The 9,661-nt window shown below is 38.9% G+C and carries 16 protein-coding genes and 1 pseudogene; 15 read left to right on the top strand and 2 right to left on the bottom strand.

What is annotated here, in order from left to right; translation table 11 throughout:
• Window positions 1–177 (top strand): HU family DNA-binding protein (locus AYJ55_RS20185; protein WP_162505767.1); only part of this gene is annotated, 177 nt, incomplete at its 5' end.
• A gap of 3 nt (window positions 178–180) precedes the next feature.
• Window positions 181–453: a hypothetical protein gene (locus tag AYJ55_RS20180; RefSeq protein WP_063657725.1), complete on the top strand. Its 273-nt coding sequence runs from the start codon at window positions 181–183 to the stop codon at window positions 451–453.
• A 152-nt stretch (window positions 454–605) separates the two neighbouring features.
• Here AYJ55_RS20180 and AYJ55_RS20175 read toward each other — a convergent pair whose 3' ends face one another.
• The gene (locus AYJ55_RS20175; RefSeq protein WP_063657724.1) at window positions 606–926 is read right to left on the bottom strand and encodes a hypothetical protein; all 321 of its coding nucleotides are present in this window, start codon (window positions 924–926) and stop codon (window positions 606–608) included.
• 26 nt (window positions 927–952) lie between these two features.
• Window positions 953–1,642 (bottom strand): ParA family protein, encoded by a 690-nt coding sequence (locus tag AYJ55_RS20170; RefSeq protein WP_281181203.1) that lies wholly within the window; start codon window positions 1,640–1,642, stop codon window positions 953–955.
• Window positions 1,643–2,599: 957 nt separating this feature from the next.
• On the opposite strand from AYJ55_RS20170, the gene AYJ55_RS20155 reads away from it, so the two are divergent.
• The 13 genes and pseudogenes from AYJ55_RS20155 to AYJ55_RS20100 all read left to right on the top strand — a co-directional run bounded on the left by AYJ55_RS20155 (window position 2,600) and on the right by AYJ55_RS20100 (window position 9,495).
• Window positions 2,600–2,809 (top strand): hypothetical protein, encoded by a 210-nt coding sequence (locus tag AYJ55_RS20155; protein ID WP_063657722.1) that lies wholly within the window; start codon window positions 2,600–2,602, stop codon window positions 2,807–2,809.
• Between the two features lie 390 nt (window positions 2,810–3,199).
• Entirely contained in the window at window positions 3,200–3,478 is a 279-nt protein-coding gene (locus AYJ55_RS20150) for a hypothetical protein (RefSeq protein WP_063657620.1), read from the top strand.
• 144 nt (window positions 3,479–3,622) lie between these two features.
• Complete coding sequence (locus AYJ55_RS20145; RefSeq protein WP_187153333.1) at window positions 3,623–4,777, top strand: hypothetical protein; 1,155 nt, start codon at window positions 3,623–3,625, stop codon at window positions 4,775–4,777.
• A gap of 105 nt (window positions 4,778–4,882) precedes the next feature.
• Window positions 4,883–5,041 carry a hypothetical protein gene (locus AYJ55_RS33800; RefSeq protein WP_245677482.1) on the top strand — a complete coding sequence of 53 codons (159 nt, stop codon included), beginning with the start codon at window positions 4,883–4,885 and terminating at the stop codon, window positions 5,039–5,041.
• On the top strand, window positions 5,038–5,517 hold the full coding sequence (locus AYJ55_RS20140) for an ATP-binding protein (protein WP_245677481.1): 480 nt from the start codon (window positions 5,038–5,040) through the stop codon (window positions 5,515–5,517). Before AYJ55_RS33800 ends, AYJ55_RS20140 begins: the two co-directional genes overlap by 4 nt.
• Window positions 5,518–5,604: 87 nt before the next feature.
• Complete coding sequence (locus AYJ55_RS20135) at window positions 5,605–5,841, top strand: phage holin family protein (RefSeq protein WP_245677456.1); 237 nt, start codon at window positions 5,605–5,607, stop codon at window positions 5,839–5,841.
• Between the two features lie 25 nt (window positions 5,842–5,866).
• Window positions 5,867–6,285, top strand: a pseudogene (locus AYJ55_RS20130) (lysozyme).
• Window positions 6,257–6,700: a lysis protein gene (locus AYJ55_RS20125; RefSeq protein WP_063657721.1), complete on the top strand. Its 444-nt coding sequence runs from the start codon at window positions 6,257–6,259 to the stop codon at window positions 6,698–6,700. Before AYJ55_RS20130 ends, AYJ55_RS20125 begins: the two are co-directional and overlap by 29 nt.
• 170 nt (window positions 6,701–6,870) lie before the next feature.
• On the top strand, window positions 6,871–7,443 hold the full coding sequence (locus tag AYJ55_RS20120; protein WP_063657676.1) for a hypothetical protein: 573 nt from the start codon (window positions 6,871–6,873) through the stop codon (window positions 7,441–7,443).
• Window positions 7,440–7,637, top strand: a complete 198-nt coding sequence (locus tag AYJ55_RS20115) for a hypothetical protein (protein ID WP_063657645.1) — start codon at window positions 7,440–7,442, stop codon at window positions 7,635–7,637. The genes AYJ55_RS20120 and AYJ55_RS20115 overlap by 4 nt, the downstream gene beginning before the upstream one ends.
• A 6-nt stretch (window positions 7,638–7,643) precedes the next feature.
• A complete protein-coding gene (locus AYJ55_RS20110; protein WP_063657707.1) occupies window positions 7,644–8,636 on the top strand; it encodes a tyrosine-type recombinase/integrase in 993 nt (330 codons plus the stop codon).
• A gap of 260 nt (window positions 8,637–8,896) precedes the next feature.
• Window positions 8,897–9,094, top strand: coding sequence for a hypothetical protein (locus tag AYJ55_RS20105; protein WP_063657720.1), 198 nt, complete (start codon window positions 8,897–8,899; stop codon window positions 9,092–9,094).
• Window positions 9,095–9,183: 89 nt separating this feature from the next.
• Window positions 9,184–9,495, top strand: a complete 312-nt coding sequence (locus tag AYJ55_RS20100; RefSeq protein ID WP_063657719.1) for a hypothetical protein — start codon at window positions 9,184–9,186, stop codon at window positions 9,493–9,495.
• Window positions 9,496–9,661: the final 166 nt, after the last annotated feature.

Raw genomic sequence — 9,661 nt, 5'->3', positions numbered from 1 at the left:
ACAGAATCTTTGAAATCCGGCAATGACGTACAACTCATTGGCTTTGGTAGTTTTCAGGTTAAGCAACGAGCAGCTAGGGAAGGACGAAACCCAAAAACAGGCGAACCACTTAAAATTGCTGCTGCAAATGTACCGAGTTTTAAAGCAGGTCAAAATCTCAAAGATGCGGTGAAGTAATTCATGACCTATGACGCAAGTTCAATTCATATTCTGTGTGAAGATGAAATCAAACAGTTTGATTGGCATTGGGCAGAGGAATTAGCCCATGAGCACACTTTGCCGCTGGATTGGGTCAAGCGAGGTTTTGAAGCCTCAAGACGATTAGGCATTGAACCCGATTTTTTCGTCAGAAAATATATCCTCAATCAAGACCTACCCAAAAATGACGAATTCGAGCAAGTCTTCATTGAAGTGCTAAAGGAAGACAGAAAGAAGAGTCAGAACACCATCTAAAACGTCCTGTAATCAATTATGAGAGATTTTCTCGATAAAAACGTAAATTCGTACGTCTAAAAATTTATCGTCGCCCACAATGCGTTATAGCAACTTTTGAGTTTTCAGGTTTCAGAAATAGAAAAAGCCAACCCCGAAAGTTGGTTAAAATTTTATTTTTGCAATTCACGTTGCAGAGCAGCTAATGCTCGTTTAAGAGTTTCACCTAATGGTTGATCTATATAATCAGCAATACGATATAACTCATTTTTAGTATCTATATCCCCCTTAATATTGATTTGAACATTACGTCCTGTTTTGAAACGCCTTTTAGCACGATCAATGTGGTTAGGAAAAGGTATTGAATTTCGTCCTACAAAACCATGTTGGTTTGCCAACTTCTCGATTTCTAGATTATTTTGTCTTTTTTTTTGTTCATCGATAGTTTTAGGTTCGAACTTTTTTAAGTTTTCTAGTGGATCTACTCGACTCATTATATAACCTTACACTATTGTTTAGTTTATTGATTATGTGTGTTTATTTTTGCTATTAATTCCCGAGTGAAAGATTCTGCGTTATTAATTGCTTTATCAACATTAGAGACATCATTGTGTGAAAGTGATTCAAGTGTTTGACGATATGAAAACATAGCTTTAAACGCTGCTCTTTCATTCAATTCTGTTTCAAAAAATGGAATATCTTCAGCCTCGAAACTCTTTCGGATATGCCTGGTATCTCTACTCTGAATTGCAGCAGACGTGCGTGTGAATAAAACAGCATAAGGCAATTTGTAATCAGGTTTATGTTTCTGGATTCCACGTTCATGTGCCCTTATCAACGCAAAAGCTCGACTTGCCTGTTCTGCATCAAGTTGTGAGCCTTGTGTTGGTACAACAATAAAGTCGGATTCTGCAATAGCGTATGCAACGATGGTCGACGCTGTGCCTTCTAGATCAACAATTACAAATGGTGTCTTTGTTGCTGCTGCTTCTATCGTTTCCCCAATGGTTTTATCTGTTACATCTGAGATGATAGTCATATTTTTAGGAGCATTTCCTCCTGACGCCCATGATTTTATAGGGTGATTTGGGTCAGCATCGATAACAGTAACTGTTACTCTGCTAGCAATTTGTGTAGCTAATATTAGAGATGAAGTACTTTTTCCTGCCCCCCCCCTTTTGGGGAAACAAAAGTAATAACTGGCATGTATAGATCCTCGAATAGTTTACTAAAACCAGAGATCATCTTTGAATTTGTTATGGTATCCATATGAATTCTTTTAGGAGTTCTAGATGAATTCTTTTAGGAATTCTAAGTAAGTTATTCTAATTACCATACATTTTTTGACAGCGTGTCAACTTCATAAACACCCAATAAGTCACTCCAGCCATCAGAATAGAATTCAACGAGGGGATGCCGAAGTTGAAGAATACGCCGACAAGTGTGCCAGCAATACAAGCAAAAATAGCAGACCAGCCAATTAAAGGAGTATCTGAATCAGAAGGTAATATCCGTTTTTCTCTAGTTTCGTCTAGAATTTTCCTGCTCGTTTTCAAAATCTAGTAATCAACCAGCATGACACCAGTTATTGGTGGGAAAATAATGCCAAGTATGGAAAGGAAATCTACAAAGTGGTTTAAGATGCCCATCATCGATAGCGCAGTGCCCCGTGATGAAATCAAGACCGGCATGAAGTATTATGGCCGGCACACTTCCTACGCCACTTTCTATGGTGGGCTGGATGGGGGAGCCGAAAGGCTCGCCGTTCACTTTGTCCGGTAGTACTAACCCCATTCAGTCTGCCACCCGATCTCAATTCCAAATCTGGCGCCTAGATTTTTGTTTCTCTTGTTTGGATGAGGGAATGCTGATGTACGAGTACGTTTTAGATATTACAAATAAAAATAACCGGATTTTTATAATGAAAAACCCCGAGAAAAGGGGCTTTTGCAAACAGATTTCATAGGCCAGTTGGCCAACACTAGGGAACTACAATAATAACTATATTTGTTTTTTTATTTTTCTGATTTCCAGACACGAGTTGGAAATCAAGTAAACACCCAAAGGGAATATGTAGCAACAACGGAGCATATTCCCTTTTTTATAAACAATAAGAATTGTTCTGATATTTCTAGTTCTTTTCGCTCGAAAACAAGGGGAATTTATCATGATTCAAGCTAACAAATACAGAACAACCTTTCGGCGGTTACAAGCAGGTATGTCCGTTTTTCACAACGACGAAACCTTGAAAATCGTGAAATTGAAAAAGCGAGAATTCACCGAAAAAGGGCTGATTTACCACTTTGATGTTGAAGGTGGAAATGGAAGTTTGATAGGCGAAAGCGGAGCAAAAATATACGCAACAAAAAATTGCTAAATTATCGCTGAAAAATTCAATCATCCAACCTTAAAAAATACGATTATTTTTTAATCGTAACTTATTGATTTTGATCAGTTTATTTTTTATTTAAGTTATTGAATTTGATCAACTATTTGACAAATTTAATTTTAGACTTACAATTGTAAAATCTATTTTTAGCTGTCTTTTGCACAGCATTTGCTCTTTATACAATTTGGGGTTTTCCTCTCTGCGAGTCGCAGAGGACAGAATGCCGTTTTTGTGTGTTCTGTTTTGGTGTTTTTTATTCAATAACACGGTTATCCACATTCATTCGATTTGTGGAAATCGTATTTAACTCTTCGTTTTTACGGGGGTTGTTATCATCTGAAATTCAGAAACATCAAAATATAGCGCTCAGGAGGGAAAATGCCCCAAGAAATTATTTTTAAAGAAAGTAAGAGTAATGCAAAAATCAGGCGAGAAATCAGGAAAATTGAATTTCTTGCCAAGAAAGACGCTGAACGTGAATTTAATCAAGAACTCAAAAAAGCGTTTTGGCGACACGAAAATCCACGCCAGCAATTACAGAATTTTCAACGACAGATTGTGGTTTATGCCAATCTGTTTATGAATTACCGCAAAAAACAACAAAAACAAAAAATCATCGAACAAAGAGCGCGCATTGACGCCTATTTTTATAATTAAAAATTATTTTTCTTCAAATCTACTTTAACCCCCCCAGGGAAATCACACGTTTTTTCATATGATGATTTTCTCATTTTTATATGAAATCGTTCTCAAAAATTCAATAACGGGAGTGATTGAGTGAAAAGTGCCGCTACATTACGATTGATAGGTAATCCACATGCGTATTATCCAAATTTAGCCAAACCTCTTGGTGGATTAACCGCAGCAATTCTTTTTTCCCAAATATTTTACTGGCAGGACAAAGCTAATTCTGAATTAGGAGTTTACAAAACTCGAGATGATCTTGAAGAAGAAACCGGATTGACACATGACGAACAACGAACAGCAATAAAAAAATTAGTCGCAATTGGAGTTTTACTCGTTACAGAAAAACGGCTTGAACATAAAACATATTACAAAATTGATGAAGGTAAGCTTAATGAAATTCTGGATAATTTCGCCAACTCAAAAAAGGGAGTTTCGCGAGATGGAGAAAATGGAGCTCCCGAAGTAGACATTGTCGAGTTCGGGGAATCGACATTATCGAGTTCGTTTGATCAAGAGATTACTACAAAGATTACAGAAATATATAAACCATCCCTAACCCTTCCTTCTCAAAATTTTGACTTGAAGCTAATTTTGGCGGATTCGCTGCGTGGTGAATTTCAGGAGTTTGTCGACAAGTCTGCCGATGAGCTACATCGAGCCGTTGAGCAAAAAATTATCGGACTTGGTTTCGAGTGCAACAGGGAGTTTCGAGTACAGGAACGGGGTGATTGTCGTTCTGGCAGAGTTGATTTGCTGGTGAGTGACAAGCACGGCAACCAATGTGGCATTGAAATCGACGCAAGCTCTCCCAGAGAAAAATCTTTCGCTAAACTAGCCTGTCTGAAATCAGGGATAATCTTACTGCGGAAATCTTCCACAGCAGAAGACTATCTGCAAGATGGTGTTTTGGTAGTTGCGGGAGGTATTTCGCTACCCAAAACTAAGATCATCACGAAAAAATCTGAACTGAATTTGTCCCTGTTTGAGCAGAAACCCAGTGAATCAGTTTGGGATGATTATCTTCAACACCGCAAAAACAAAAAAGCGCCACTGACACAAACCGCCCTGAACCGACTGGCGACAGCAGTCAACGAAGCCAATGAACTAGGATATTCCACCGATAACGTGCTGGCTGAATGCATGCTTAGAAACTGGCAAGGCTTTGAGGTTTCGTGGATTGAGCAAAAAAAATATCAGCGAAATAGTCTCATCAACGAGATCACAACACGCCCAAGTAATCCCGAAGGTTTTGTGGTGATTAACGGTTAATCTGTTTTTTGCGAAAAAACTATGAATATTATTCAACGATTGCAAAAAATCATGCCGCCCAATATCAAGCCAATTGCCTGTAGCTGGGAAGAACATTTGGCAAGAATGCAAAAAATATCCGAAGAAGCCAGTTTGCAAGACGCTATTTTTCGCAAGCAACGCCGGATAGAAAACTTGTTTGGGCGCTCGGGTATCGCCCCGTTGCATGCACATTGCCGATTTGAAATTATCGCGTTTTCAACGCCGGTCAGAAAAATGCGTTGAACCAATCCGTCGCCTTTGCAAAGAATTTTGGAGTGGGATTTGGCGGATTTGTTTTTAGCGGTGGATGCGGAACAGGCAAAAATCATCTTGCAGCAGCGATAGGGCATTATCTCATGAGCAAAGGGCGATCCGTATTGTGTATTACCATTGCGGATTTGATGATGCGTTTTCGAGCAACCTACGAAAAAAATACGACATTGACAGAACAACAATTGCTAGATGAACTTTGCAAAGTTGATTTGTTGATCTTGGACGAAATCGGTATTCAGTATCAGCATAGCGAGAATACGAAGATTATTGTAAATCAGATGGTTGATAAGCGGACTTCACACAAAAAACCGCTTGGCATGCTCACGAACTTGAACAGTGAACAAATTCGGCAATTTTTGGGCGATAGAGTCATCGATAGAATGATGATGAGCAATGGGCTTTGGTTAAATTTCAATTGGTCAAGCTACCGCCGTAAAATTCAATAACGAAAAAAAGTTTTAAATCACTGAGTTTCACTACTCAAATCCAATCAATTCAAAGCAATGAACCCTCAACAACGAGGGTATATGCGCATGTCTGAAAAATACTCAACACCTGCCGCCTATCTGTGGGGCATCATGACCACCCTCGGGGGAGTCATGACAACGATTTTTGATTTTTTTACCCTTGAGCAGTGGGTAGCTGTGATGGGTATTGTCTGCACGATAGGGACATTTTTTATCAACGTGTACTACCGCAAAAAGGAGTACAGACTCAAGGAACGTCAGTATGAAGATACCGAAAAAAATATTGATGGCAACGGGCGGTAGTGCGTTGTTTTTAGCCTCAACGATGATAACGCATTTTGAAGGATTAAAATTTAAACCTTACTTCGATGGAGGTGGTGTACTCTCTGTTTGTTATGGTCATACAGGCAAGGATATTGTGCGTAACCGGATGTACACGCAAGAAGACTGCGATAAGTGGCTTAATGACGATTTAAAAGCCGTTAAACGTTATGTTGACCCGTTGATTAAGGTCAATATCAACACGCTAACACAGGCAGCCCTTTACTCATTTGCTTATAACGTGGGCGTGGGTAATTTTGCCAAATCGACCTTGCTCAAAAAGCTCAACAACAATGACCGAAAAGGGCATGTGATGAGATGAAGCGGTGGGTTTATGTGAAAGGCGAAGTCTGGAAAGGGCTAATTACCCGTCGGGAAATTGAGAGCGTAATATGTTATGGCGACCTTACTCATTTATCGGAGTGATTATTGCAGGGTTAATTCTCTCACTTATTTTTATCAACTCCCGTTATCAAACCATCAGGCAAAACTACCAAACATTAAACAGCAATATCGCGCACAAATTGAAGCCGTGAAATTACAGCAGCAAAAGATTGATTCTTTGCACCAACTCGATATTCAACACACGGAGAAATTAAATAATGCCAAAGCTGAAATTGCTAAGCTCAATGATGCTGTTCGTGCTGGCACTAAGCAGTTGCACGTCAATGCCGTGTGTCCAATACCCAAAACCGCTACCACCCAGAGCCGACATAATGAAGCCACCCCACAACTTAGTAAGGCAGCTCGAGAAGATTATTTCCGTCTCAGAGCGATGATAGCTGAGAACGAAAAGCAGACGGAATATCTACAGCAGTACATCAAAACACAGTGTCACTGAATCGGTCATTGGCACGTTCAAATCTTAACAATCTCAGCGCCACGCACGCGCATCAATAAAACACAGAACCTTATAGAAAGTCGAGCCTGAAGAACGCCGTTTAAAATGGTGCTTTTCTGTGGGCGGCTGTTCTGTGCGCGCAGGTTCGATTTTCTATAAGGAAAAGTACGATGAAATTAGTAACAACTAAAAATGACAATTTTTTAGTAACAGAAATGCCAACAATGACCAGTCTGGAAATGGTGGACTATATTAATGCGGAGCGGAAATCAAAAGCGGAAGCAGAGAGATTAACGTTTCCTTGCAAAAAATATCGCAAGTTACAGCACAATAATTTTATGGCAAAAGTACCCAAAGTTCTTGGAGAAACATCTGCTAAATTTTTAGCTGATGATATTTTCACCACTGGAAACGGTGCCCAGTCTATTCGAAAAATTTACCGATTTCCAAAACGTGAAGCCTGTCTAATGGCAATGAGTTACAGCTATGAGTTACAGGCTAAAATCTATGACTACATGACGGAGTTGGAAGAAAATAAAGGATTAGCTTTTACTATTGAGCAATTACAAAATATTGTTGCTACAGCCAGAAAAGAGTCTGATAAAGACTCTTCGGATGCTGGTCGTCGATTACGTAAGCGTCAAGATGATTTACCCATTCTTAAAAAAGCTGAAAAAACAGTAATGGAGTTATCTCAAATCCCCCTTGATTTAATTGGTGGAAGCATGAGGTTAGAAGGATGACTCCTGAGCAATTCATCGAAGCCAATGTTAAGGCCGAGTTAATCAAGCTGGGCTTTTCTACCTCTGTCGCCAGCTTAGCCACCCGTGAAGCCATCCGCTATTATCGCAAACAGCCAGCTAGTAGAAGAGGCAAGATGATAGAAGATTGTCTTAATCAAGCAAAAATTGTGGCCAGGTTAACAACAAAGCGATAATCGCAAATGAGTTCAATTAAACAAGTCAAAACTCGCCATGATAGCGAGGGTTTTCGTGTGCATTACGAAAATCCAGCAGGACGATTTCATAAAAGCTTTAAAACGCGGGAAGCTGCTTGCCATTTTCTTTTTCTGAGCGAATCTGAGCGATTTTTGGCGATGATGGCAAAAGAAAAAGAGCAATGCCGAGATTGGCATCTTCGCAAGTTGATTCAGTTTTATGTGGGGAAAAAGGTCTTTCAGTGTGAAACGGGGCATTTACGGCAAAGTTCGCTCGATACGATTAAACATGCCTTGTTTTCGATTGACGAAACGTTGCAAGCAAAAATGGCGTTGAATATTCGCCCGAGTGAATTTAACGGTTTACCGGAAAATACGCTTAAACATCTGCATTCTGCCTATTTGCTGCTGAAAGCAATGCGAAATGTTGGTGTCAGTCCAATTCCAAAATTGAAAAGAAAAGGGGAAAAGCCTATTTTCATTCCGGCGTTTGAGAATGTGGATAGGATGATTGAAGAAGCGCCCGTCAGAGAAAAGATTGCCTTCATCTTGGCATCGGTGATTGGGCTTCGGATAAGCGAAATATTGGCATTGGATTATAGCGATATTCAAGGGGAATATTTGAATATCTCAAAACATGTAACACGAAACGGTGTTATTGAAGGCTTAAAAGCTGACGTTCAGCGATTGTTACCGATGCCAAAAGGGTTATTGTCGCTATTGGATAAAAACAAGTTTGGGTTACATGAACCATTAATTGTCAGTCAATCAGTGAAAAGACTGTCGTTAAATTACAGTACGACAGGAATTGTTAAGGAATTACTGGAAAAATTCAGGATTGGGAAATTTCATAACTTACGGCATTTTGCAGCGGTACGTCTTATCAAAAAACGGAATGATATTCATGTTATTTCTAAAATGCTGGGTCATAAAAACATTGAGACCACCTCAAATATTTACGGTCGATTTTCAGGGTCAATTTTTGAGTTAAATTTTTAACATTTGCGTTCATTTTTTAATCATTAAGGTAAATGGGGTTAAAACCTTAATTGCTTTACATCAAAGGGATTCAGGTAAAAAATTACAGAATAGCCAAAAACGCATAATTCCGCAGTCATACTTCCGCATTTTGAAAAATTGGAAAACCTAATAATAACAACGCATGAAGAGGGATTTTTTTCGCATACTTCCGCAAAATAAGTCCGCACCCAAAATGGCTAATTTTACGAATGTTGCACAAAGGTTAAAAAGAGGTTGTCATGTCAGGGAAAGCTAAATATAAAAAAGCGTATATTGATGACGTGATCAACCTGTCTTTGGTGAAAGGCAAAGTATCAAATCATTTCATTGCAAAATGGCTGCATGTGGATGAAAAAACGATTAGAAATTGGCGAAAGGATTATTACGAATTTGATCATGCTTTTCATCATGCGGCCGACATTTTGAAAAAGAGCTAGCAGAAACAGCAAGGCAAAACACCAAAATCCGAAAACGCAAAATTATTAAAACCACGGCAGACGGCGAAACGACAACGATAGAAGAAGTATTGCCTAGTCACAATGATATTGCCGTTTACAAAAAGATGGGGATCAATGAAGTCTTCTTTAACGATGAAAAGCATCAACAAAAAGAATACTTAAGATCGATACTCGAGCGAAAAAAATCAGCCGAAATCACTTCACTAGAGGCCGCGCAATTTTTAGAGATAGAAGGCATTCCTATACCAACTACCTTATTACTGGAAATTAAGCAATTGCAAGGTAGCCCTATACCAGAAGATATACTACCGCAAAATGCAATTACTCGAGAAATGACTTTAGAAGAGGCCGCAGAAGCGTACCAAAAACTGATGGGGTAAAGGGTTAAAATCGCTTACTTATTTATGTTATAAATGATATTAAATTTAAATATTTATTTAATATCAATTGATTATATGAGTTTAACCCCATTTTTTGTATTTTTATGTACACGTTTATGTGCAAAATATTTTTTTTGAGTCGCTTTTTTCCGGACAAATTCCTATG

Source organism: Candidatus Arsenophonus triatominarum (assembly GCF_001640365.1).
GTDB classification, from domain to species: Bacteria; Pseudomonadota; Gammaproteobacteria; order Enterobacterales; family Enterobacteriaceae; genus Arsenophonus; species Arsenophonus triatominarum.
The sequence above is the reverse complement of the archived record's forward strand: the minus strand, read 5'-3'. Positions and strand labels throughout refer to the sequence as shown.

Excerpts from the sequence above, each read along its gene's own strand:
- AYJ55_RS20150 (WP_063657620.1), top strand. The coding sequence starts at position 3,200 with ATGCCCCAAGAAATTATTTTTAAAGAAAGTAAGAGTAATGCAAAAATC.
- AYJ55_RS20180 (WP_063657725.1), top strand. The coding sequence starts at position 181 with ATGACCTATGACGCAAGTTCAATTCATATTCTGTGTGAAGATGAAATC.
- AYJ55_RS20135 (WP_245677456.1), top strand. The coding sequence starts at position 5,605 with ATGTCTGAAAAATACTCAACACCTGCCGCCTATCTGTGGGGCATCATG.
- AYJ55_RS20120 (WP_063657676.1), top strand. The coding sequence starts at position 6,871 with ATGAAATTAGTAACAACTAAAAATGACAATTTTTTAGTAACAGAAATG.
- AYJ55_RS20175 (WP_063657724.1), bottom strand. The coding sequence starts at position 926 with ATGAGTCGAGTAGATCCACTAGAAAACTTAAAAAAGTTCGAACCTAAA.
- AYJ55_RS33800 (WP_245677482.1), top strand. The coding sequence starts at position 4,883 with ATGCAAAAAATATCCGAAGAAGCCAGTTTGCAAGACGCTATTTTTCGC.
- AYJ55_RS20115 (WP_063657645.1), top strand. The coding sequence starts at position 7,440 with ATGACTCCTGAGCAATTCATCGAAGCCAATGTTAAGGCCGAGTTAATC.
- AYJ55_RS20110 (WP_063657707.1), top strand. The coding sequence starts at position 7,644 with ATGAGTTCAATTAAACAAGTCAAAACTCGCCATGATAGCGAGGGTTTT.
- AYJ55_RS20105 (WP_063657720.1), top strand. The coding sequence starts at position 8,897 with ATGTCAGGGAAAGCTAAATATAAAAAAGCGTATATTGATGACGTGATC.
- AYJ55_RS20155 (WP_063657722.1), top strand. The coding sequence starts at position 2,600 with ATGATTCAAGCTAACAAATACAGAACAACCTTTCGGCGGTTACAAGCA.
- AYJ55_RS20125 (WP_063657721.1), top strand. The coding sequence starts at position 6,257 with ATGGCGACCTTACTCATTTATCGGAGTGATTATTGCAGGGTTAATTCT.